At 69.5% G+C, this 23,960-nt stretch carries 15 protein-coding genes and 1 pseudogene; 10 read left to right on the forward strand and 6 right to left on the reverse strand.

All coding sequences use genetic code 11. The features are described from left to right. Positions 1-224 precede the first annotated feature (224 nt). Positions 225-3,047 carry a sigma-70 family RNA polymerase sigma factor gene (locus tag GobsT_RS04460; RefSeq protein ID WP_010039291.1) on the reverse strand — a complete coding sequence of 941 codons (2,823 nt, stop codon included), beginning with the start codon at positions 3,045-3,047 and terminating at the stop codon, positions 225-227. Positions 3,048-3,371: 324 nt separating this feature from the next. On the opposite strand from GobsT_RS04460, the gene GobsT_RS04465 reads away from it, so the two are divergent. Then, positions 3,372-3,770: a Dabb family protein gene (locus GobsT_RS04465; protein ID WP_010039289.1), complete on the forward strand. Its 399-nt coding sequence runs from the start codon at positions 3,372-3,374 to the stop codon at positions 3,768-3,770. A gap of 169 nt (positions 3,771-3,939) precedes the next feature. Here GobsT_RS04465 and GobsT_RS04470 read toward each other — a convergent pair whose 3' ends face one another. From GobsT_RS04470 to GobsT_RS04480, 3 genes are all read right to left on the reverse strand, one after another. Next, positions 3,940-4,824, reverse strand: a complete 885-nt coding sequence (locus tag GobsT_RS04470; RefSeq protein WP_109571557.1) for a DUF1559 family PulG-like putative transporter — start codon at positions 4,822-4,824, stop codon at positions 3,940-3,942. A 195-nt stretch (positions 4,825-5,019) separates the two neighbouring features. Beyond that, positions 5,020-6,192: a hypothetical protein gene (locus tag GobsT_RS04475; RefSeq protein ID WP_010039283.1), complete on the reverse strand. Its 1,173-nt coding sequence runs from the start codon at positions 6,190-6,192 to the stop codon at positions 5,020-5,022. 342 nt (positions 6,193-6,534) lie between these two features. Continuing rightward, positions 6,535-7,455, reverse strand: a complete 921-nt coding sequence (locus GobsT_RS04480; protein WP_010039282.1) for an EamA family transporter — start codon at positions 7,453-7,455, stop codon at positions 6,535-6,537. Between the two features lie 223 nt (positions 7,456-7,678). On the opposite strand from GobsT_RS04480, the pseudogene GobsT_RS40925 reads away from it, so the two are divergent. Beyond that, positions 7,679-8,027 (forward strand): annotated as a pseudogene (locus tag GobsT_RS40925) (transposase); the annotation flags it as partial. A gap of 1,018 nt (positions 8,028-9,045) precedes the next feature. On the opposite strand, the gene GobsT_RS39330 reads toward GobsT_RS40925, so the two are convergent. Continuing rightward, a complete protein-coding gene (locus GobsT_RS39330) occupies positions 9,046-9,771 on the reverse strand; it encodes a hypothetical protein (protein ID WP_010039277.1) in 726 nt (241 codons plus the stop codon). A 6-nt stretch (positions 9,772-9,777) separates the two neighbouring features. Next, the gene (locus GobsT_RS04490; protein WP_010039271.1) at positions 9,778-10,563 is read right to left on the reverse strand and encodes a TIGR02996 domain-containing protein; all 786 of its coding nucleotides are present in this window, start codon (positions 10,561-10,563) and stop codon (positions 9,778-9,780) included. A gap of 193 nt (positions 10,564-10,756) precedes the next feature. Here GobsT_RS04490 and GobsT_RS04495 point away from each other — a divergent pair, with 193 nt between their 5' ends. The 8 genes from GobsT_RS04495 to GobsT_RS04530 all read left to right on the forward strand — a co-directional run bounded on the left by GobsT_RS04495 (position 10,757) and on the right by GobsT_RS04530 (position 23,948). After that, on the forward strand, positions 10,757-13,690 hold the full coding sequence (locus GobsT_RS04495; RefSeq protein ID WP_010039268.1) for a hypothetical protein: 2,934 nt from the start codon (positions 10,757-10,759) through the stop codon (positions 13,688-13,690). A 285-nt stretch (positions 13,691-13,975) separates the two neighbouring features. Continuing rightward, positions 13,976-14,599 (forward strand): superoxide dismutase, encoded by a 624-nt coding sequence (locus GobsT_RS04500; RefSeq protein ID WP_010039266.1) that lies wholly within the window; start codon positions 13,976-13,978, stop codon positions 14,597-14,599. Positions 14,600-14,996: 397 nt separating this feature from the next. Next, positions 14,997-15,728 (forward strand): HNH endonuclease signature motif containing protein, encoded by a 732-nt coding sequence (locus GobsT_RS04505; RefSeq protein WP_010052041.1) that lies wholly within the window; start codon positions 14,997-14,999, stop codon positions 15,726-15,728. Between the two features lie 334 nt (positions 15,729-16,062). Beyond that, positions 16,063-18,339: a protein kinase domain-containing protein gene (locus tag GobsT_RS04510; protein WP_162097402.1), complete on the forward strand. Its 2,277-nt coding sequence runs from the start codon at positions 16,063-16,065 to the stop codon at positions 18,337-18,339. A 419-nt stretch (positions 18,340-18,758) separates the two neighbouring features. Then, positions 18,759-19,691: an MBL fold metallo-hydrolase gene (locus tag GobsT_RS04515; protein WP_010051408.1), complete on the forward strand. Its 933-nt coding sequence runs from the start codon at positions 18,759-18,761 to the stop codon at positions 19,689-19,691. A gap of 282 nt (positions 19,692-19,973) precedes the next feature. Further along, positions 19,974-20,621: a hypothetical protein gene (locus tag GobsT_RS04520; protein ID WP_010051411.1), complete on the forward strand. Its 648-nt coding sequence runs from the start codon at positions 19,974-19,976 to the stop codon at positions 20,619-20,621. Positions 20,622-20,904: 283 nt separating this feature from the next. Continuing rightward, positions 20,905-22,380, forward strand: a complete 1,476-nt coding sequence (locus tag GobsT_RS04525) for a spinster family MFS transporter (protein WP_010051413.1) — start codon at positions 20,905-20,907, stop codon at positions 22,378-22,380. A gap of 587 nt (positions 22,381-22,967) precedes the next feature. Next, positions 22,968-23,948: a DUF1559 domain-containing protein gene (locus GobsT_RS04530; RefSeq protein ID WP_010047827.1), complete on the forward strand. Its 981-nt coding sequence runs from the start codon at positions 22,968-22,970 to the stop codon at positions 23,946-23,948. Positions 23,949-23,960: the final 12 nt, after the last annotated feature.

Below are 23,960 nucleotides of genomic sequence, written 5' to 3' on the forward strand. Positions count from 1 at the left end.
TATCTCGCTCCATTGCGGTCGCGGCTCGTTCCCGAACGTCTCAAGCACCCCCGGCCGGGTGCTCAGGCGATCGTATCGCTCAGCAGATACTGCTTCGGCTCAAGGCGGGCTATTGGAGCCGTCGCCAAGAACGGTGGCGGTTACTCTAAACGGAAAAGGGGAGTGCCCGAAGCGGGCTGCACCACCGAAGCGCCAACGCCTTCGCTCTGGCGACCTGTGCCCGCTTATTTGTCGCCGCTCACCAGCCACACCAAGGCGGTCCCGTTGGCGTGACCGGTTGCGATCGACTTGCCGTCCGGGCTGAACGCGGCGGCCGTCACTTGGGGGCGAGACGGGAACCGCCGAACCTCCTTCAGCGATGCGGCGTCCCACACGCACGTCGGGCCGGCCACGTGCTTCCCGTCGGGCGAGAACACCAGCCACTCGGCCGATGTCTCCGGAGTCGGCAACCGGCGTATCACTTTGCCCGTCCTGGTCTCGACCAGGACCAAGTTGTGCGTCTGCTTCGACGCATCGAGCCGCGCTTCACCGCCGATCGAGATGGCCACCGTTTTCTCGTCCGGCGACACCGCGACGGCACGAACCAGGTTCGGGCGCGGGGCCTGTTCCGGGCGCGGGCGGCCGAGCACGTCGTGATCGGCAACGGCCCACGAGAACCGCTCCTGGCCCGTCGTCACGTCGTAGCCGACGGCTCGCTCGTCGTTCATCAGGAATAGCGTCTTTCCGTCCGGGAACGCGGCCCACTGGAACTTTGTCATGTCGATCGTTGGTTGATCGTTCGGCACGACTTCGCCGGCGGCGAGGTCCCAAACCTGGACGCTGCGCCCGATCCGTGATTCAACCAGGACGGCGACGTGCTTGCCGCTCGGAACCGAAATCAGCTCCTTCACCCGCCCGCCAATGCCGCCGGAATGTTTGCGTTCGCCGGTCGTAGTGTCCCACAACTCGGCCCGCCACGGCAGGAGCGCCCCGCGCTCGTTCAGCGCGTAAGTCAGCACCCACCGGCCGTCGCGGCTCGGTACCACGGGAGCGGCCCCGCCAGCGGGCGGGAGGGAGATGGGACTGGCGCGCCGGCTCACAAGCGCTCCGGTGCCCGCGTCCCAGGTCGCGTTCGACCCGTCGGCACCGGACACCCGGACGTTGCGACCGGTTCGGTCGAACGCGACCCCGACCACCGTGGCTGGCAGAGACGACGGGCGGCCGACCTCGGCCCCGGTTCGCGTGTCGTACAACCGGATGACGCCCCAGTACGTTCCGACGGCGAGCGTCGAGCCACCCGGGCTTACCTCAACAACCGTCGGTCCGTAAGCTCCCGCGTCCGGGCCGGCCCACCGGGCGAGTTGCTTGCCGGTGGTAACGTCCCATTTGGTGACCACCGTGGCCCCTCCCTCCTCCGCCTGCGAGGCCACGTACAGCAAGCCGCCCGGCCCGAACGCCACGGCACCGCTTAACCCGAAACCGTCGGCCAGCATCATCACGCGCGCGGGACCGGGGACCGTTTGATCCCAGACGGCCACTTCCGTTCCGGTTCCCAACAGGTGTGAGTTGCTCACGGCGGCGACCCATCGGCCGTCCGCGGACACCGCCAACCGGCCCACACCCGAACTTGCGTTCCAAGTGAGCACCTGAGATGGCTTTCCGGTGCCCGTGTCCCAGAACCGCACGGACGGGTCATCATTCCCGGCGGTAATCAGATGCTTCCCGTCCGGAGAAAACAGGAAATTCCCGGTCGTCGCGCCGTCGAACTTGAGTTGGTGCTGAACGCGCCCCGTCTTTAAGTCCCACAGGTACGCCTCGTGCGGGTGCCCTTCCACGAGGGTGCTACCGTTCGGTGACAGAGCGAACCGTTGCCCCCCGATCCCGATGTCTTGTCCACGCGGATCGGTGCGAGACGGGACGACGAACCGCTCGGTGTGCTTCCCCGTCGCCAGGTCGTATTCGCGAACCGAGAACCGAAGCGGAGTGCGATCGACGTGCGGGGCGACAACCTTCGTCTGGTCCAGTGAGAGGAGCGTGGTACCGAACGTGGTCTTGATGTCTCGCGCCTGGTGCGGGACCGCGGCCCCGGACTTGGCGTCCCACTGACGAACCTTTCCGCTGCCGTAGGAGAAGAGCCGGGTGCCGTCCTCGGAAAATCGCAGTTGGATGAGCGTGCCCGGATGGCTCAGCGCGCTCGAACCGAGTCGTACAGCGGCCCCTTCGGGCAGGTCGGCAGGAGCAGCCGGGACCGATGCGGCCGGTGAATGAACTGGCGGCCCGGACCAAGATCCGGTCGCGACCGCAACCGCGAGCGCGACAGCGACCACGCCGCCGCACCACCCGGCGGCTGCGCCTCGCGCGACCCACCGGAACTCGGATCGGGCCAGGGCCGTTGCGCGGCTCCCCGGAACTGCTTCCGGACTCAAGAGCACGGCGCCCGCGTCCCCCGCAAGCGCGAGGGCCGCCAGGGCCGAGCCCAGTTCAACTCCGCGGCGCTCGAGCCGGGCTCTCAGTCGTTCGCGCCCGGCGGCGAGGCGGCGGCGCACGGTCCGAATGCTCCACCCGCACGCCCGCGCGGCCTCGTCCTGGGTAAGGCCCTCTAGGTAACAGAGGACGAGCGGCACCCGCTCGCCCTCGGGGAGCCGATCCAGTTCCTCGTCCAACATCTGGGGCAGGTCGCCGCCCATCGGCAACCGCTCCGGTGCGGCGATCCCGGCGGTCAGTGGGACCGTTTGTTCGGCTTCCCGGCGCTGGTGTACCGCCGCCCGTCGCGCGATCCGCCGGGTGACCCCAAACAGCCATCCGGCCAGTCGGTCCGGGCGCGACAGCGCATGTGCCTTTCGCGCCAGAACAAGGAACGCCGCCTGGGCCACGTCGTCTGCGAGGTGCTGATCCTGCACGGCCCGGCGCGCAACGGCCAGAACCATTCGGCCGTGCCGCCGGGTGAGTTCGGCGAACGCGTCGCCGTCCCGGGAGAGGGCGAACCGCTCGACGAGATCAGCGTCCGAAATTTTGGACGGAAGGCCTGACGCGAGCAGGCGTCCGATGGTCGCGGGAGCAGTGCTCACAACTTCCTCCGGCGGGGGCGATGGGACTGCTTTAATACTGCTCGGCGGAGGGGCGAAGGCGCCAACAATCGCGCGCTTTTGCCATCGGCCCCGGAGCTTGCAATTCCAGACGGCGGGCAAACGGAACTTCGTCTGTGTGGTGCTGGCATCGCTGTTTCGGAACCGAAAAGGCTCTGCGCCCGGGAGCCGGTCGGTGCCTCGATCCGTCGCCAGCGATTGGGCGCGTCCCGGGAAACGCCGAACGCACCCTGGTACGCGGCGTGTGCCTCCGGCCTTCCGCGACTACAATTCTCCTCCGCCCACCTCACCACCGGAGCGTTCCCCATGTTGCGTTTGTTCGCCGCCGCACTCGTCGCCTGCTGCGCCACGCTGGCTTCCGCCGAAGACAAGAAGCCGATGATCGGGCACATGGTCTACTTCAAGCTCAAAGACAACACGCCGGAGGGCCGCAAGAAGCTCGTGACCGCCTGCGAGAAGTACCTGTCCGAGCAGCCGGGCACCGTGTTCTTCTCGGCGGGCGAGATCGGCGACGACTTCAAGCGCGACGTGAACGACCGCGACTGGGACGTAGCGCTGCACCTGGTGTTCGTCGACAAGGCCGCGCACGACAAATACGCGGTGGATAAGGAGCACCTGAAGTTCATCGACGAAAACAAGGAGACCTGGGCGAAGGTTCGGGTCTTCGATTCGGAACTGCGTGGCTACAAGACCGGAAAGAAGTAGGCTCGCTCGCGCGAAACGCTTCAACGTGTCCGGGAACCGGCGGCACACCGGACCGGCCGGCACTCAGCCGCCTCGACGGAGCCGGTCGGTTCCCGGACGTGCTCAGCAGCGAGCCAACGGCGGGTGCGTTCGTGGGCGCGAACGCGATCCGCCATCGCACAACGGCCGATCAAGGCAATTCGGCCGTCTCGCCGCCGGCGCGGGTGGCGAGGAGCGGCAACACGTCCTTCGCGGTGTACGGCAGGAACCGAACCGAGCCGTCGGCGAGCAGGAAGTGGGCACCGCCGGGGTGCATGGACCAGAAGTGCAACCCCGCGCACTGGTCGTCCGGGCGGCCGGGGCCGAACTCAGACGGCGCGGTCGAACAACCAGAGAAGAAGAACGAACTCGCTCGCTCGCCGGTGCTCAGCACGGAGTCGGCGGACCCGTCCTCGTTCTGCCCCTGGCCGGCGTACCACCAACCGGAAATGCCGTCGGTACTGGGCGGGCGTTCGCCGACCATGACGGTTTGACTGGTCCCGTCGGTAATGTCGGCGAACCGGGTCTTGGAGTCCGCGTACAGGGTGCCGTCGTGGCGCGTCTGCCGGGTGCCCGACACGCCGAGGTACGAGGTGTAGGCGAAGGTGGTCCCGGAGAGCGTCCGGGGTTGTTGGGCGAGCGGGTCCGACGGGCAGACGAACGCGGGCATGTGGACGCCGATCAGGTGCGGGGGGGACGCCCGGAAATCGTCCGGCCGGAGCCGGAACGCCTCGACGGCCGACTTCCAAACCGGTTCTTGTTCGAGGAACGGAAGCAACCGTGTTTGCCACGTCATGTACTTGAACTGTTCGCCCGGCCCGCCGACCGTAACACCGGGGGGCAACGCGCCGTGGGCACCGTGGTAGTGGTGGTGCGCCAGGCCGATCTGGCGGAGGCGGTTGGCGCACTGCGTCTTGGCCGCCGCACCGCGTACCCGCTGGACGGCGGAGAGCGCCAGCGCGACGAGCGTCGCGAGGATCGCGATCACAACGAGCAATTCGACGAGAGAGAACGCACGCCGACATAAGGTTGTCATGATTCGGATCCCCAAAGCCTTTGAGACGGGTGCGGGCGGGTTCGGTGAACGCCGGCCGCCGGGACTGTTTCGAAGTGTAACATCCGCGTCCGCCGCAGATATCTGGTGGGCCGGTCAAGGAAGGCGGACCTGACGGATCGCGACCGGTAACGCACTTGCCAGGGGGCTCTTGCGTTCCGTGGTGTCAGAACATCCTCAGGACGCAGTCGGCGGGGCGGGAGCGGCCCGTCGACTACGCCAGCGGTACACCGCCCATCCGCCCAGAAACACAACGACACCAACCGCGGCCCACGGCCACGAGCCCCACCGGGTGGGGAGGGGAATGTCCGTCGTCCCGTCGAGGCTCTTCCAGCCCTGGGAAGAGACTTCCACCCACTCGCCACCGTCGGTGATCCGATAGACCCGTCGCCCCGACGAACCTGGATGGGGCCGCGACCCCGCCGGGGCTTCCTCGCCGACGATGACCTCCTTCATCCCCGGCACTGCGGGGATCGAGAAATCCGCGTCCGTCACGTTCGGATTCGGCTCGTACCGGTCCACTTTAATCGTCGTGAGCCGGTTTAAGTCCTTCCCATTGGCCGTGAATGCGTGCGACCAGCTCCGCGGCATCCACCCGGACACGGTTTCCCCCCACTCGATGTCCGTCCGCGTCCACGGCTGGCCGCCGGCGAGTTGCACGGCCCGGATGACCGGCGACAGCCGTTCCGGCTTCACCCAGTACTCGTCCGAAATCCCGGTCGTTCCCAGTTTTGGTTCCGTCCGGAATACCACGCAGGTGTTCCCGCGGAGCGTGTGGCGGCCGTGCACTACGAAGTCGTCCTCAGCCAGGGTCAGCGGCAACCGCTGGATGTAGGCGGGTTGATGGACCGTCGGCACGACACCGTGGGCGAACAGCAACGGCAAGAGCAAATCCGAAATGGGAGCGCCCGGTTCGTCCTTACGGGGCTTCTTCCCGATCAGCAGGTCGAACCCACCGATCGCCTCCGCGACATCGCGGGGGTGCCCCTGGCGCATCTCGGCCCCGTCGAACGTGACTGTGCCCGACCGCTTTTGATACCCGTTCTCGGCCGGAACGTACTCGGTGGACTCGAACCGGAAACGGCCGCCCTCAATGTCGAACAGTACCACCGCCTGGTACGGTTTGGTGCGGTCGTTCGCCGGAACAGGCGAGCTGTCCGGGGAGAGGGGCTTGAGAAATTCCGTTGTTCCGGACAGGACGTACCGGGCCGTTTTCACGGCCTTTTGCCGGGCCTGCCAGTCCGCGAACGCGGCCGTAATCGGTGCCCGGTCTTTCGCGGGCTGCGCGCCCGCGGCGCAGGGCAAGCCGCCCCAAACCAGGGCGACCATGAGCCACGAAACGCTCCGCATGGTAATCTCCCGACGCCAGCGAGTTGAAAGAGACTTGTGTTGAGCGGCCATGCTACCGGCGTTCGACTCAGTTTGTCTAATACAAAATAGTGGTACGGGCGGGCAAGGCCGAATAGCAGATCGTGGCTGGAGAGATGACGAGAGCATACTGACTGTGGGCGGCGGGTGGGGGTGAAGGTGCCGGCCCTCTTCGGGGGCCTCAAACTCTACCCCCGAAGCGGCGGGTGGGGGCGCGACACGACGTACCGTCTCGCCGCTCCCGGGGAGCGCCGCCTCAGCGAACCCCGCTGCGTTCGCGCCGACGGTAACTTGTCCGGTTGGCGCCGATGAAGTCAGATCAGTTCACGCGTCGTGCCGGTCCCGTGATTCGTTTGCAGAGGCCGCCCGCTTTCGAGGCCAAACGAGCAGTATCACCCCCGCCACGACGAGCGCGGCGGCCGGTCCGGTTCGTTCGGTCACCGCTTCCCCGGCAACGGCCCACCCGAGCAGCACCGCGACCACCGGGTTCACGAACGCGTACGTCCCGACGGCCGCCGGCGACGTGACCGAAAGCAGCCAGTTGTACGCCGGCAGGGCCACCACCGCGACCGCCACCAAGTACCCCACCGCGGCGGCCGACTGCCACGACACCGCCGCCGGGTCGAGCCGACCCGCCTCGCCGGCCGCCAGCCCCAGTGCAATCATGATGGCACCGCCGGCCAGCATTTGCATGGCGGCGGTCAGGGCCGGTGAGGTGGGAAGATCGGCGTACCGGTTGAAGAGCGACCCGACCGCCCACGCTACCGCTGCCCCGAGCAGCACAGCGGCGCCGACCGGGTCAACGCCTCCGGGGGCGGACAGGACCGCCACCCCCGTCAGCCCGAGCGCGATCCCCGCGACCTCCATCGCCCGCGGCCCGCGCCGGCCGCCGTACCCCCAGTCGAGTAACAGCAGCCACGCCGGAAGGGTCGCGATGACGAGGGCCGCGGCCCCGGACGGCACCGCCTGCTCCGCCCACGTCACCCCGCCGTTGCCCATAACGAACAGCGGGACCGCTCCGATCACGGCGTTCCGCCACTGCCGGGCCGTGGGGCGGGGCACGCCGGCGGGGCGCCCGAAAGCGTACAGCGCCGCGCCGGCGATGAGGAACCGAGACCCGGCCATCAGGAACGGCGGGAGGGTGTCGATCGCCAGCCGGATGGCGAGGTAAGTCGAGCCCCACAAGATGTAAATGGCGGCGAACGCGGCCAGCAGTTTGACCTTGGACGGCGACCCGGTTCCCATCACCCCTCCCGCTCACGGTTCCATCAAACAGAAGGGCACCCGCCCCTGCGCCCGGCCTTTTAAGAGCCCATTCGGCCGGGCTAACGAGCGCAACACGCGTGAACGTGACGACCTGGTACGGTTCGCAACGGCCCGGGCCATCACCTTACGAAATGCTCCCACGGGGGCCACACTCGCGAACGGCGGCTCAACAACGGCGATTACGGTGTGAAGTTCCCCACGAATGGTGAACAACAGGAAAGCGGTTCAGGTGATCACCGCGCAGAAGCCCTCCGTGGCCGCGGTCGCACGACGACTCGGCGTCACCGAGAACCGGCCCCACGACGGGAAGAAAGCTCGCGTCACCGAAGGCGTCGATGCGCTCCCCGGCCGCGGCCACCGCCCCCACCCCCACTCCTGAGTAGGAGAATCGCAAGCTCCGAGCCGAGGTCCGGCGCCTGGAGGTGAAGCGCGACATCCGAAAAAGCCATGGCGCTCTTCGCAGCCCAGACGAACGGACGTTCGCCGGGACCGAGGAACGCACGACCAAGTGGCCCGTCGTGCGGATGGGCGGGGTACCGCATGTGTCGCGGCACCGGGCTCGCTTTCGTCGCGGATTCTCCGCGCGGCCGCTCGGGCCGCCCGAGCGGTCCCGGACGGGGCGGCTCTCGTCCGAAGAGGTTGAGAGTGCGTACCGAACTGGTTCCGTCGCAACAACAGTTTCAGACGCATTTTGTGGCATATGTCTTGGCTCGTGCGGGAAGCGGTTCACGGTCGGCCGGGGAGCGTTATCCGGGTTTTGAGGGCGCGACCCGGTGGTAGTGGAGCACCAGCGAACGGGCAGTGAATCGCCCGCAATTCGCCCGCAGGGCGGTGGCTCACGGCCCGTCGCCCGGCCCGCCCGCGGGTGCCGCTCGTGACGCGAGCGTACCCCCGTGACAGACCCGCACGGGCGGGCCGCGGTCACGTGATCCGCACGGCAACCGGTCCGGCCGTCCCTCATTAACCTGATGGCACCGCGCCCGCGGCTCGCCGACGGACCAACCGGGTTCCAGTCGGTTCAAGTTGGTGCGGCGTACCCGGGCATTGGCCTGGAGTGTGGGTCCGCTCACGACGTGCAGAGGCATTATCACGGATTGGGCGCGGTGGTAAGCTCCGCGGAGTTGAAGATGTTGGGCCGGACCCGGTTGCCGCCGCCCACCCGATTCCGCCCGGTGCGGTCCAACACCACCGGCACGTCCGCCCCCCACCGCGTACCCAGGCCCCCGCGAACCGAACCGTCACCCGCTCGGAGCGGGCCTCGGTCACCATGGCCCACTCCGCCCCCGGTTCGATGAGCGCCGGCAGTGTGACGAACTCGTGGTTCCGGAACCGGGACATGCCGAGTGGCGACGCAACGCGCGTGGCCGTCCCCGGTAGCGCCGGGCGCGCGTGGGCGGCCGCGTTCACGGTGTGCGCGTGCCCCCGCACCAGGTGCCAGAATCGCTCCCGGTGCAACGTGTGCATACGGTCGAAATGGTACACATGGGCCATAATCTACCACCGCGCCCAATCCGTGATAACACCTCTGGTATCAGCGGACGGGACGTGCGCGGTTCCAGGAAACGGCCCCTACTTGCCCAGCACGAGGTCTACCACCCAGCACCCGCGCACGTGCGGCCCCGGTCCGCGGCAGTGGTTCAGGATGTCGTCGCTGTCGCAACCGGCGTCTTGTAAGGCGTCCGCCAGAATCGGCAGCCGGTCGAACGCGCCCTCGTCGTAAATGCCGCGGGCCAGCGCGAGCGCGTCGGACGTGCGCCACGCCGGGTTCAGCACCACCGGGCGGAACGGGTTGCCGAAGATGTCGCGGATCAGGTCGGCCTGATACGCATCCTCGGCCTCTTCGGCTCTCTGGTGCGCGTTCTCGCTTTCATCGGGGAAACTGGCCGCGGATCCGGCGGCGGACGCCGTCTCGCGCGCTACCTCTTCCGCGTCCGTGAGGTGGTCAATGATGTCGTCCGCCGCGATGCACGCCGCGGACGCCCCCTGATACCGGCCGTCGGGCGGCCCGTCCAGTTCCCAGGTCACCTGCCCGGCGTCGTGGGCCGCCTGTTCCAGCCGCTTCTTCGGAAGCCGGCCGTCCACGTACCGCTCGACGGCGTCCAGCGCGGCCCGGCTCCGCGCGTCGATCAGCAGGTGCTCGACGCGTCGGCAGCACGCCACCGCGAACAGCCGCGCCTGACGCGCCGGCGGCCAGACCGTCGGGTCGTCGTCCTCGACATCCTCGGGCGGGAGCCGGGCGAGGTGGTCGAGCATCATGTACGGGCTGTCCCAGACGTGCCACTCCGCTTCCGTCATAGCGCCTCAGCTCAGTGCGTTCCCGAACCGCTCCTCCAGCACCGCCCAGTTGCGGTCGCGGATCGAGTTCTTCGTGATGCGCAGCTCCTTCAGCTTCCCCAGGTGCTCGCTCTGGGCCAGCGCCCGCGCGCCGCGGTCGGTGATGCGGTTGCCGCGCACGTCCAGCGACTCCAGCGCCCGCAACTGGGGCATGTTCGCCAGCACGACCGCCCCTTCGCTCCCGATCTCGTTGTCGGCCAGGAACAGCTCGCGGAGCCGCGACAGGTCCGGGTGCTCGCCGAGCAGCTTCAAGTCGCGGGCGGTCAGCTCCAGCCCCTCCATGTCGATGCGCTCCAGGCGCGACAGCAGCGGCGACTTGAACAGCGGCTCGGTCCACCACGCGTACGCGCCGCTCACCTGGTCCCAGATGCGGCACGTGGTGAACTTCACCCGGGTCAGCGGGGTGAGCGCGAACCACCGCTCCGCGTGCTGGAGGAACAGGTTCGCGGGCACCTCGACCGTCTGCACGAACCCACGGGCGAACGACTCCTTGCGGGCGAACGGGATGAACGGCTCCAGCCACTGGGCGCCGTGCGCCTTCAACAGCTCGGCCCGGCGCGCGAACAGCACCGCCCGGCGGCGCTCGTCGGCGTCGGTGCCGGGCGGGGTGTTCGCCAGCTCCACCTCCCCCCGGATGTACGACGCCCGGGCCGCCTGTCCGTGCTCTTCGAGCCAGTCGGCGTACACCAGCCGGACGGTGTCGTCGTCCGGCTGCTCGCAGATCAGTCTGAGGAAGGCCGATTCGTCGCTCATGACACCATCGTATCGCGCCCCCCGGGCGCCCCGGCAACGGCCGCGGCACCGGCGGGGGTGGGGTTTCCGTACTATAACCGCGGCCGGGCGCCGGTTCATCGACCGTTGCGGCGCCCCGTGCCGGTGGCACACACGGGCGCCGGCGCACACATTCACTCGGGGGCTCCAGCCCCCGCTCGCCAGATACAAGGTCATGAGCGAAGAACGCCAACTGCACCTGCTGTCGTCGTACCGGCTGGCCACCTCGTACCCGCTCCAGCAGACGCCGGACGAGGTGGCGGCGTGGCTCAACGGGTACGCGGCCCTGTGGCACCCCGTGGCCCTCGCCGGCGCGACCCAGGCGCCCCAGGCGTCCAGCTCCTACGACCACGACTACCCGCGCACCGGGTTCGTGTACTGCATCCCCGAAGGGGCGCAACTGTTCCAGCCCGACAACTGGAGCGACCGGGTCGCGGAGGCGAAGGCGGTCGTGTTCCGCGCGACCGCGTCGCGCGCGGACACCGTCGAGCAACTGCTGGGCGCGCTGCGCGAGGCGGGGCAGACCGGGCCGCTGTTCGACGCGCCCGCGGAGGCCGTCCGCCTGTTCGCCGGGCTGGGCTACGGCTACCAGATGCTCGACACGCTGTACGAGGCGATGGACCACGAGAAGCTGCTCGACGGTCCGGGCTTCTGGGCGGACGTGGCGGCCGCCCGCGACGCCCTCGCGCGCGGCGAGGACTACCTGATTCACCTGCGGGCCGCCGCGGAGAAGCTCCAGGCCGGGCGCGAGCCGGTGTACTCAGGATCGCTGTACTGGCTCGACTGGGTCCACCTGGACCCCAAGAACCTGAACGCGCAGTGGCCGACCTCGTTGCTCGCAGGATTGCCGATCACGCTGCTCGCGTCCGGCGAAACGCTGGAGCGGCTCGCGGAGCAAGCCCCCGACCGGTTCGCGGAACTCAAAGCCAAGCTCCCGCCCGACTTGCCGCAGGCGGTCGACCTGTGCGTCGGCTCGTACCGGGACCGCGAAGACGCGCTGATGCCGGCCGAGAGCCAGTTGTGGAACCTGCGAGCCGCGCGCAAGGCGGCGCGCGCGCTGTTCGGCGTGGAGCCGGCGGTGTACGGGCGCAAGAAGTCGGCGTACCACCCGCAACTGCCCGGGTGGCTGCTGCACGCCGGGTTCAAGCACGCGGTGCTCATCAGTTCGGACGGCGGGCTGATCCCGAGCATCCGCTCGTCGGCGGTCAACTGGCCCGGCCCGGACGGCAAGGCGGTGGAGGCGTTCACCCGCGAGCCGCTCCCGGCCCACGACCCGCACACGTTCTTCAACCTCGTGTACCACCTGCACCAGGCCACCACCTACGACTCCGCGCCCACGGTGTCGCTGGTCCACAAGGGCGAGCCGGCGTTCGCGTCGTACGCGGACCTGCTCGCGCTGGCCGACCTGGCGCCGGTGTTCGGCGAGTGGACGAACCTGAGCCGCTACTTCGGGGGCGCGACCAGCGGCGACTACATCGGCGTGCAGTCGGCCGACGAGTTCTTCGCCGACTACCTCGACGAGCGCGTCACCAACGAGCGCCGGTCCGACCCGGTGGGGGGCTTCCCGAAGCACCTGCGGGCGCGGCGCCGCATCGACTCCGCGTTCACGCTCGCGGCGCTGCACCGCGCGCTGACCCCGCCCACCGCCGAGGACGAGGCTTCGCTCAAGCGGCTGGAGGCGGTCGAAGACGCGATCGAGCTGGCGGGCGTGAACGAAGAACCTACCCCCCCGGCCCCCCTCCCTGAAGGGAAGGGGGAGATAGAACCTTCGCGCCTCGATAACGTGTTCGGCGCGCAGGACGCGAAGCGTGAACGCCCCCCACATCCCTTCAGAGAAGGGGGGCCGGGGGGCGGGCTGTCTTCCCTCGCCGAACTCGAATCGCACTGGGCGCAGAAGCTCGCCGACCGCATCCAGGTCCGCTCCGCGGCGGGGCAGCCGGGGCTGATGGTGTTCAACCCGTGCGCGTACACCCGGCGCGTCGCGCTGGAGGTGGACGGGTTCCGCGGCGCGATCCCGGTGACCGACCCGGTGAAGGCGGCGGAGTTCTCGGGCGGCGTGGCGCGCCTGGTGGTGGAAGTCCCGCCGCTGGGCTTCGCGTGGGTGCCGCGGGCCGGGAACGCGGCGCCGCCCAAGCCGCGGATCAAGCTCGCCGACGGGCTGACCGTGCGGAACGAGTTCATCGAGTGCGACCTCGACGCCACCACGGGCGGGATTCGTTCGTTCCGCGACCTGCGCACCCGGGCCACGCGCTTCGGCCAGCAACTGGTGTTCAACCCGGGCAGCAAGATGGTGGCCCGCGACATCCGCGTCACCAACAGCGGCGCGGCGCTGGGCGAGATCGTGACCGTCGGCGATCTGGTCAGCGAGCGCGACGAGGTGCTGGCGGGCTTCACGCAGCGGGTGCGGGCGTGGCTCGGCCGCCCGGTGCTCGAACTGCGCATCGAACTCGACGTGAGGCACCAGCCGTCGGGGTACCCGTGGCACGCGTTCTACGGGGCGCGGTTCGGGTGGCGCGACGACCGCGCGGTGCTGTTCCGCGGCGTGAACGGGGCGAACACGCAGACCGGGTACACGCGCCCGGTTTCGCCCGACTACCTCGAAGTCCGGCTCGGGGCCGAGCGCTCGTTCCTCTTCACCGGCGGGCTGCCGTTCGTCCAGCGGCACGGGTCGCGCATGGCCGACGTGATCCTGGTGCCCGAGGGCGAGCGGGCGCGGACGTTCGACCTGCTGCTCGCCACCGACCGCGAGTGGCCGATGCAGACCGCGCAGGGCTGGGTGTCGCCCACGCCGGTGGTGCCCACCGAGAAGGGGCCGCCCGCGGTGGGCACGTCCGGGTGGCTGGGGCACGTGGACATCCCGAGCCTGCTGCTGCTGAGCCTGCGGCCGTGCCCCGCGGGCGAAGGCGGCGGCCGGGCGGTGGCGGGGACGTTCGTCGAAACGGCGGGGTTCGGCGGCGCCGCCGACCTGCGGTTCGCCCGCGACCCGAGCGCCGCGGCGCTCGTGGACGCCGCCGGCAACGTGCTCCAGCCCCTCACGCTGAACGGCGACGCGGTGCCGCTCGAATACTCCGCGGGCGAGACGTTCCGCGTGCGGGCCGAGTGGGCGTGACCGGGACCGCCGGAGCTACCGCGGGGGCGCGGGCGTCCGGCCGCTGACGCGCACGCGCCGTGGGCCTTCACGGCGGTTCGGCGCACTCACTTCGGGCGCCGAACCGAAGGGCCGGAGGCCCGCGCTCCCGCCCCGGCGCCATCGGACCGACCAATAGCTCGGCTTCTGGGTTCCGCTCGGCAGTTCCATTCAACACCCGGAGCCGTTCATAAACTGCCAGTAGGTTGCGCGCGGGCACACGGTCCTGCGCGGTTGACCGTTCTCCCCTTTCACGAGGAGCTGACCATGGCGCACACTCTGCCCGCGCTGCCTTACGCGTTCGACGCGCTCGAGCCGCACATCGACGCCAAGACGATGGAGATCCACAGCCAGAAGCACCATAAGGCGTACGTGGACAACCTGAATAAGGCGCTCGAGTCGGCCCCGGAACTGGCGAACAAGGACATCACCACGCTGCTCCGCGAGATCGCCAGCGTTCCCGCGTCGATCAAGCAGGCGGTCATCAACAACGGCGGCGGGCACCACAACCACGCGCTGTTCTGGGATGTCATGGGGCCGAACGCCGGCGGCGAGCCCACCGGGGCGATCGCGGACGCCATCAAGGACGCGTTCGGGGACTTCGCCAAGCTGAAGGAAACGGTGAAGGCGAACGGCACCGGCCAGTTCGGCAGCGGGTGGAGCTGGGTCGTGTACAACCCGACCAGCGGCAAGCTCGAAGCGATCAAGAAGCCCAACCAGGACAGCCCGCTGATGGACGGCCTCGTGCCGGTGCTGGGCGTGGACGTGTGGGAGCACGCGTACTACCTGAAGTACCAGAACCTGCGCCCCGCCTACATCGACGCGTGGTGGAACGTGGTCAACTGGAAGGCGGTCGAGGCCAAGTACGCCGCCGCCAAGGCCGGGAAGTAAGTTCCAGGTCCAGTCGTTCCACGCCGGTGATCCGGCGCGCCCCGCCTGCGTCAGCGGGCGGGGGGCGCGCCGGTCACGTTCGACAACCAGCGCCCCCGATCCCGGCCCCCGGTTCCCGCGGCACCATTTCGAGTTCGACCGCCCCGTGGCCCGCGCACCTGCTGCGCGACGTGCTTCCGCAAACGAAGCGGACCGCGGGGAAGTGCGCCCGCGCCGGCGGCCGGTTCAACCACCCCGTGCGGCCCGGTGCGAGCGTCACGAAGTGACCGGCTCCCTGGAGCGCGGGCCTCTGGCCAGCTTCTTTTGGCGCGTCGGACCGCTTCGAGAAATTCACGAAGCTCACACACGAAGAACGCTCCAGCGGGCCAGAGGCCCGCGCTCCGGCAAGGCAAGCGCAATGAACCCGCACGTCGGACAGGTGTACGCGCGGCGCCGCAGCGGGAAGGCCGAAGTCGTTCGCGTGACGGCGGTCGCGGGCGAGTGGGTCGAGTTCCAGTTCCTGCACGGCCCGGCCCGCTCGATGCGCGCCGGCGCCGGGCGGTGCAAGGCCAAGAACTTCGTGACCGCCGGCTGGGCGCCGACCGAGGAGCGCGGCGACTACTCCGCCCTCGACGGCGCCACCCGGTACGACACCTTCCGGGTGCTCGACACCAAGGGCGAGCCGATCCTGCGGTGCAGCGCCAAGCGGGCCGCGTTCTACCTCCGCAAGGGGTACGCCCGCGCGGCCGGTCCCGGCGTGCTGCAGTTCACCGACCCGCGGACCGAGGAGCGGTTGCGCGCGCTGTACCTGGGCGGGTTCACCGAGTTCTTCATGGAGGTGAAGAACGACCGGTGCGTGTGCTGCGGGGCCACGGCCGACCTGACCCGGCACCACGTCGTCCCGAAGCGGCACAAGCGGAACGTGCCGCAGCCGTGGCGGTCGTGCCTGTCCAACGTGCTGTTCGTGTGCGGAACGTGCCACCGCATGTACGAGGAGGCGCCCGAGCCCGACGTGCGGCCCGGGGCGGACTGGCGCGCGTACGTGTGGGCGTGGCGGGACCACTTCCGGGCGGTGCTGGGGCCGCGGTTCCTGCCGCCCGGGTGGGACATCATCTCGGTGCAGAACTTCGACGCGCTCGGCGCGGGGTGAGCGCCCGGCGGCGCGAACGGGGCGGCCGGAGCTGACTGGAACGTGTTGCAGAACAATTATATCCGTTTCCCCCCGGATCGTTCCTATCGGTGTCGCGCTAACGCCGTTCGTGCGGCACGCGAACCGCGACGTGTCGCGCGAATTGCGCGTTCGCCGGGAACCACAATTTCGCGCCCGCCGCGCGAAACCGTCCGCGATATCCGACACTCCCTTCCGCACTTCCGGGGCGTGCAGTTGTCACCGCCGGAATCGTGCCCCAAGGTTGTCGCGGACCGACCGCCGAGCGTGTCGTCCCGCCGCACGACCGACCCACGGGCCGACCGATCCAATGGCCATGAACCCACCCCGGAACCGTAACGACGAGCGCCACCGCGTTCGGGAGGCCCCGATGTCGCCCCAGGTGGACGAGTTCCCCACGGACCTGGAACTGCCCGCCATCGGGCTCGGCCACGGGACGATGGAAAGCACGATGCCGCCGGCCCAGGCGCTGCTCGCCCGGCTGCTGTCGGCCCACGTGCTGCTCCCGGAGGCGTGGGAGGACGTGCCGCCCGAGCACCGCGACGTGCTCAGCCGGATCACCTCCTCCGACATGCTGCTGAGCAAGCTGCTCGCGCTGCAGCTGCTCACCCGCTACCAGGTGGACACGATCCGCAAGGGCGGGGCCGAGGACCTGATCCTGGGGAACTACCGGCTCCTGGACGTGCTCGGGCAGGGCGGGATGGGCACCGTGTACCGGGCCGAGCACGTGCTGCTGCGGCGCCAGGTGGCCCTCAAGGTGATGGCCCGCTCCACGGACATGAGCTCGCGGCTGGTGACCCGGTTCTACGGCGAGGCCCGGGCGGTGGCCCGGCTCCAGCACCCGCACATCGTGACGTGCTTCGACGCGGGCCGCCACACCCGGACCGGCGCCGGCGGCCAGACCCGCGACTACTTCGTGATGGAGCTGATCCCGGGGCAGGACCTGTTCAACCTGGTCCGCGACGGCGGGCCGCTCCCGCCGCTGCGGGCGTGCGACATCTTCCGGCAGGTGTCCGACGCGCTGGCCGAGGCGCACCGGCACGGGCTGGTGCACCGCGACATCAAGCCGTCCAACGTGCTGGTCACGTCTGACGGGCAGGCGAAGGTGCTCGACTTCGGGCTCGCGCGGCTCCCGACGCAGCAGATGACCGAGCCGGGCGTGGTGCTCGGCACGATCGGGTACATGGCGCCCGAGCAGGCCCGCGACCCGCACTCGGTGGACCACCGCGCGGACCTGTTCTCCCTCGGGGCCACGCTGTACTGGGCGCTCACCGGCCGCGACCCGTACCCGGAGTCCGGCAACCCGATCCAGGACCTGCACCGCCGGTTCACCACGGTCCCGCTGCCGGTGCGCCGGGTGCGGCCGGAGGTGCCCGCGGAGGTGTCCGACCTGGTGGCGCGGCTCATGGAGCCGGACCCCGAGATGCGGTTCCCGTCGGCCCGGACGGTGTCGGCGGCGCTGACCGGGTTCACGCTGTGGCTCCCGAACGCGTCCACCGCCGGCTCGGTGGCGTCGCACCGCGACCCGGAAACGCACCGCGGGCGGGTGCTCCTGGTCGAGGACGACCCGAGCGTGCGGGTGCTGATGTGCGCCCTGCTCCAGGACCAGTACGACGTGCGCGAGGCCGAGGACGGCGAGACCGCGCTGACGGAGATCATGCGGGACCCGCCGGACCTGGCGGTGGTGGACGTCGGGCTGCCCGGCCTGAGCGGCCCCGAGCTGGTGGAGAAGGTCCGCGCGGCGGGGCTGGAGTCCGACCGCATGAAGGTGCTCATCACCTCCGGCGAGCTGCCGGCCGAGGCGCTGGGCGGGCTGTCGGTGGCGTCGGCGGACGACTTCATCAGCAAGCCGTTCGCGCCGGTCGAGTTCCTGTCGCGGGTGCGGGCGCTGCTCATGCGCCGGTCCTCGCGGTCGGGTGACTCGGAGGTGCTCGTCGCCCCGCCGGTCACGCACTGCACCCGCCCGGTGGCGGCGGAGACGCTGTCGCTGACGGTGTCGCGGCTGCTGGCGGAGACGCAACTGGCCGCCGACAACCAGTGGCAGCGGATGTCCCGGTACGTCCGCACCCTGTGCCGGGCGCTGCCCGACACCGGGGCGTACCGGCAGCTCAAGAACGACCAGTTCGCCGAGCTGCTGGCGGCGGTCGCGCCGATGTACGACATCGGGCTGCTCGGGGTGCCGCGGCACACGCTGCTGAAGCCCGGGCGTCTGGACGCCTCCGAGCGGTCCGTCGTCCAGACGCACTGCTCGATCGGGGCCGAGGTGCTGGTGGGCGTGGCGCAGGTGTACGGCGGCGAGGTGCAGGGCCTGGACGTGGCGGCGGAGGTGGCGCGGAGCCACCACGAGCGCTGGGACGGGGCCGGGTACCCGGACGGGCTGCAGGGCGAGGAGATCCCGCTGGCGGCCCGGGTGGTGTCGCTGGCGGCCGTGTACGAGGCGCTGCGGAACCGGCGCCCGCACCGCCCCCCGCTGAACCACGCGCAAACGGTCAAGCTGATCGCCACCCAGTCCGAGGGCGAGTTCGACCCGGCCGTGGTGGCCGCGTTCGTCAGCGTGGCGCCCAAGTTCGACCAGATCCACCAGGGGAAGTGACCGCCCGCCGCGCGTGACCGCCCCGCCCCCTCATTCACGATCCGACTGGTTGTGTCTGTTTCTTGTGGCACAGACATTCCTGTCTGTGCGGCCTGCTCACGCCGCACAGACAGGAATGTCTGTGCCACAAGAAACATCAGCCAAAAACGGACACATCAACCGGAGCGTGAATGAGGGGGCCGGTGCGGTCACGCGCCCAAGTTTCACGCGCGCCCGTTCCGGCGCCAACAATGCCGCTACCGATGCGCGGCACCCGTCAGCACTGTTCCTTCCCGTCACGGCCGCGCCCGCGCGACGCGCCCAACCGCTACCGTCCTTTCAAACGGACCCGCGCGCGGGTACAACTTACCTTCATCTCCGCTTCAACTTGCGCCCGGCACCGCGCGACGGTCGAAGCTGACCGTAGGGGGCACGATCCGATGACGGCACGGTTCACGGTGCTCGCGAGCGGCAGCGGCGGGAACGCCAGCCTGCTCGAGTTCGACGGCTTCGGCCTGCTCATCGACTGCGGGCTGCAGCCGCGGCACCTCACCGCGCGGTTCCGGTCGGTCGGCACCTCGTGGGAGCGGGTGTCCGCGGTCGTCCTCACGCACACCCACACCGACCACTGGAAGGACGCGACCCTCGCCGAGCTGCGCGCCCGCCGCATCCCGATGTACGCGCACCCGCAGCACTACGCGTACATGGAGCGGGCCAGTTCGTTCGCCTCGTTCCGCGCCGCGGGACTCGCGCGCGAGTACGGCGACGGCCGCCCGCTCGAACTCGCGCCGGGGCTCCGCTGCCTGCCGGTCCGCGTGTCGCACGACTCGGCCCCGACCTACGCGTTCCGCATCGACGGGTACGACGGCGAACGGCCGGAGCCCGCCTGGGCGGTCGGGTACGCCTCGGACCTGGGGTGCGGCTCGCCGGAACTGGTGGCCGCGTTCACCGGGGTGGACGTGCTGGCGCTGGAGTACAACCACGACGAGCTGATGGAGCGCGCCAGCCCGCGGCCGAAGTTCCTCGTGGACCGCGTGCTGAGCGACCTGGGGCACCTCTCGAACAAGCAGGCGGCGGAGCTGACCGCGACCATCGCGGGGCGCTCCGGCGAGGGGTTCCCGGGGCACCTGGTGCAGTTGCACTTGAGCAAGGACTGCAACACGCCCGAGCTGGCGGCGGTGGCGGGGCGGGAGGCGCTGGTGGCGCTGAACCCGGCGACCGAGGTCGTCACCGCGCGCCAGGACTACGCGATCGTCCCAATCACGCTCGCCCGGCGGCCGAACGCGGCCAACCGGGCGAGCGCGCGCGTGAACCGCCCCGCCCCGAAGCGCCGCACGGTGCAGCCGTCGCTCCCCGGGTTCGACGACTGGTAGCGGGTGCCTTCAGGAGACGGCCGGTGGAAGTGTTCAATCGCATCGCCCTACTTCTGCTCTAGCTCGCGTTAACCGTTCGCTAAACCATCGTTCGGATCGTTGCGGTCCTGCTCCGCCAACGCCCGTGTTAGCCCCGGTGCGGCGCCATGGCAATTTGTGCCGGTTGTGCCGGCCGATCGCCGGCCCCGTGTGTCACCCGTCCCCATGTGTCTCGACTCCGCGCGCCGATCGTGCCGAAAGTGAGGGTGCGTCGGATCACTTCACCCGCACGGAGGCGGAAACATGAAACGCTTATACCTCGCGGCGGTGGCGGGCTTGTGTGCGGTCGTGCCGGTGGGCGCTCAAGAGCGCGCCCTGGCACCGACCGCGCCGGTGGTCCCGCCCCCGTCGCTGCACAACGGGAGCCTGGTCGCCCCGGCGGGCGCGTGGGGCGGCGGTGGCGGGATGCTCTCTCGCAGCAGTTGGGCGCCGGGGCGCGAGCTGGCGGGCACGAGCGACCGGGCGTACTTGGGCGCGGTGGCCGGGGTTCCGTGCGGCCCGGCCGGGTGCGGCACCGCGGAGCCGCGCCGCTCCTGCCTGGAGCGGATCAAGTCGTGGCTGTGCTTCCAGTACACGCCCACCGAACTGCCGAAAATGCGCCCGACCCCATACGTCACGCCGATTCAGGGGCTGCTCGGTTGCTCCTCGGGCGCCGGGTGCGCGCCGTGCGGGACGACCGGCGGCGGCTACCCGAGCGGGCAACCGGTGCCGCAACCGACCCCGCTGCCGGCGCCGATGAAGCCGCCCGCGGGCGCCGGCGCGGTGCTGATGCCCTCGCGCGGCACGCAGTGGATGATCGCACCGACCGAGTTCGGCACGGTGAAGCCCACCACCGCACAGAGCGCACCCGGACCGGTGGTGAACACCGGCTACCGCGCGCCGCAACGGTAAGTTCCGTCAGACTTCCACCCACTTTAGCCCCGTGTGGCTTTTCCGCGCGGGTTCTGCCCGAATAGATGCACCGAGTGCGGCCCGCCGGTCCGCGCTCGGTTTGCGTAATGAGCGCCGCCGCGGCGGTCCCGTGGTCCGATGCGAGCCGCGCCCCGTATGAGGGCGCGAGAACGTGTCTCCGCAATACGATGCCGCGCGGGGCGTTCGGAACGAGCGGTGTTCGCCCGCCGCTGTGCCTCCTATCCTGAACTCCCGCCCATCCGCCCCATTTCGTGGAGCCCCGATGCACGCCGGAACGGATTCTGCTGGCCCCAAGGAACCGGTGCCGGGCGCGCGATCGGCCCTCGCGCTGCTGCTGATCATCAACCTGTTCAACTACATCGACCGGCAGGTGCTGTCCGCGGTGCTCCCGCTGCTCCTGCTCGACGGCACCATCATCGACCCGAACGACCCGGACCCGAACTTCAAGCTCGGGCTGCTGACCAGTGCGTTTCTGATCACGTACATGGTGTTCTCGCCGCTGTTCGGTTGGCTGGACGGACGGGGGGCGCGGCGGTGGGTAATCCTGGGCATCGGTGTCGTTTTCTGGAGCCTCGCGAGCGGTGCGAGCGGGCTGGCGACCGGATACGCTATGCTGCTGGCGACGCGGTGCCTGGTGGGCATCGGCGAGGCGGCGTATGCCCCGGTCGCGTCGGCAATGTTGTCGGACGCGTACCCGGCCAACCAGCGCGGTAAAGTGCTGGCGATCTTCAACCTCGCGGTCCCGGTCGGCAGCGCGCTGGGGTTCGGAATCGGGGGCGTGATCGCTTTACTCACTGGCGACTGGCGGCCGGCGTTCTGGTTCACGCTCTCGGGGCTACTGCTCGGCGCGTGGTGCTTTACCAAACGGGAGCTGCCGCGACCGCCGGTGCAGCCGCCGACCGATCGGCCATCGTACTGGGCGGTTCTCGGCGGGCTCAAGCGGGTCCGCTCGTTCGTCCTGTGCTGCGCGGGGATGACCGCGATCACGTTCGTCACCGGCGGGGTCGGGGTGTGGGTGCCGGCGTACTTCTTTCAGCGCGAAGCGCGGTTTGAAGTCACCCCGGCGGCGCTGGCGAAGTTGGAAGGCGATTTACCCGCGGCCGACGTGAACAAGCTGCGCCCCCTGGCCGATGGCACCGAGCGGGCTTACCCGGAGATGCGCAAAGCGGTGGCCGCAGCCCTCGGCGAAGGAGAGAAGCGGCGCGCGGAGAAGGTGTTCCTGGCAACCGTCACCCCGACCTCACCGAACCCGGCCGGGTTGCCTATCATTTTCGGAGGCATTCTGGTGATCGGCGGTTTGACCGCGACGGCCGCCGGGGCTTGGCTCGGAGAGCGGCTCCGCACCCGGGGCACACGAGGGGCTTACTTTCTGGTGTGTGGCGGCGGTGCGGCGCTGGCTCTTCCGTTCTTCCTCGCCATGCTCTTCGCTCCTTTACCACTCGCCTGGGTGTTCACCTTCCTGACCATCTTTTGCCTGTTCCTCTACACCGGCCCGGGGAACGTGATCCTGGCGAACGTAGTACGATCTGATGTGCGGGGCACCGCGTTCGCAATCAACGTGCTGGTCATCCACGCGCTGGGAGACGTTATCTCTCCGCCGCTGATCGGTACGGTCGGCGATCGCTATGGCCTTCAGACCGCGTTCGTACTCACGTCGGTGATGATCGCGGTCGGCGCGGTGCTGTGGCTGTGGGGCGTGAAGTTCCTCGACGCCGACACCGCTCAAGTTGAGGATTGACCACACACGGTTGGTGTGTCGGTGCTTTGGCCTCTGCCGGAGCGCGGGCCTCTGGCCCGCTTGACGTTCGCGCCTCGATTCGATTCCGCGGGGACTCGGCGCTCACTCCAGACGCGTACCAGCGGGCCAGAGGCCCGCGCTCCGGCAAAGGCACGATCTTATTGGGTTTGGCCTCTGCCGGAGCGCGGGCCTCTGGCCCGCTTGACGTTCGCGCCTCGATTCGATTCCGCGGGGACTCGGCGCTCACTCCAGACGCGTACCAGCGGGCCAGAGGCCCGCGCTCCGGCAAAGGCACGATCCTATCGGATTTCGAGTGGGCACCGCTTGCGGCGTTCAGGCGCCGCATGAGTTCTCGACCAACCGCTCCCCATGCGGCTGCTTGCCTGCTACGCGAGCAGAGAACGGGTATTAAGGCCACATGGGAACTGTGACCAATTAATGAGAAACAACGTGGCTCGCGTGTGCGCAAAACCGCTATTACGCTAGCGGATCGGCATGAAAGCGCCCTGGTTGTGACGAGACGTGTGAGCTATCATAGATTGTGGTCCGTTGATTAGTTTACCTCATTGGTCTCTCCCGAGGTTTTCATGTCCGTTTCGTCCCACCTCCGGCGGCGCCGGGGGTTCACACTCATTGAATTGCTGGTGGTGATCGCGATCATCGCGATCCTGATCGGGCTGCTGCTGCCCGCGGTGCAAAAGGTGCGTGAGGCCGCCGCACGCATGAAGTGCCAGAACAACTTCAAGCAGATCGGTCTGGCCTGCCACACCTACCACGACACGTACTCCACGCTCCCGCCCGCCACCGCCGCCTCCGGCAACAAGTGGGGCTGGGGCTCCTTCATCCTGCCCTACGTCGAGCAGGGCGCCCTGTACTCGACGCTCGGCTCGCCCACCCCGGCGACGACCACGGACATGCCGACCCCGTCCGCTCAGCCGCTGATGCAGACGAAGCTGAGCGTGTACCTGTGCCCGTCGGACCCGAACGACAACAACCCGAACACGTTCTACCCGATCGGCGGGGCCGGGTACGGGAAGAGCAACTACGTGGCGATGGCCGGGGTGATGGACGGCGCCGGCAGCGGGCGCGACAAGACCAAGATCCAGGGCATCCAGGACGGGTCGAGCAACACGTTCATGATCGGCGAGCGGGACAGCAAGCTGCTGATGGGCTCCATCTGGGCGGGCCGGACCACGCACACCGGCGGGGTGAACGTCGCCATCGCCGTCTGGAAGCCGAACACCCCGTGGGCCGGCGGGTACAACACGAAGCCGACCACGTGCTGCGGCAACGAGACCACCAACAACTGGCCGGGCGAAGTGTCGGGCCGCGACCCGTGCCTCCGCCTGGGCATCTCCAGCGGGCACACCGGCGGGGCCAACTTCGGGTTCTGCGACGGCTCGGTCCGCTTCGTGCGCGACTCGATTGAGACCTCGCCCACCGCAAAGGGGCAGCCGGCACTGGACCCGGCGTCCACCGGCGCCACCGGGTGCCTGCCGGGCAAGACCAACTTCCTGTACCAGAAGCTCATGTTCGCGGACGACGGTTTCCCGATCGGCGACTTCTAACCCCACCTGCGG

It is taken from the genome of Gemmata obscuriglobus (assembly GCF_008065095.1).
GTDB classification, from domain to species: domain Bacteria; phylum Planctomycetota; class Planctomycetia; order Gemmatales; family Gemmataceae; genus Gemmata; species Gemmata obscuriglobus.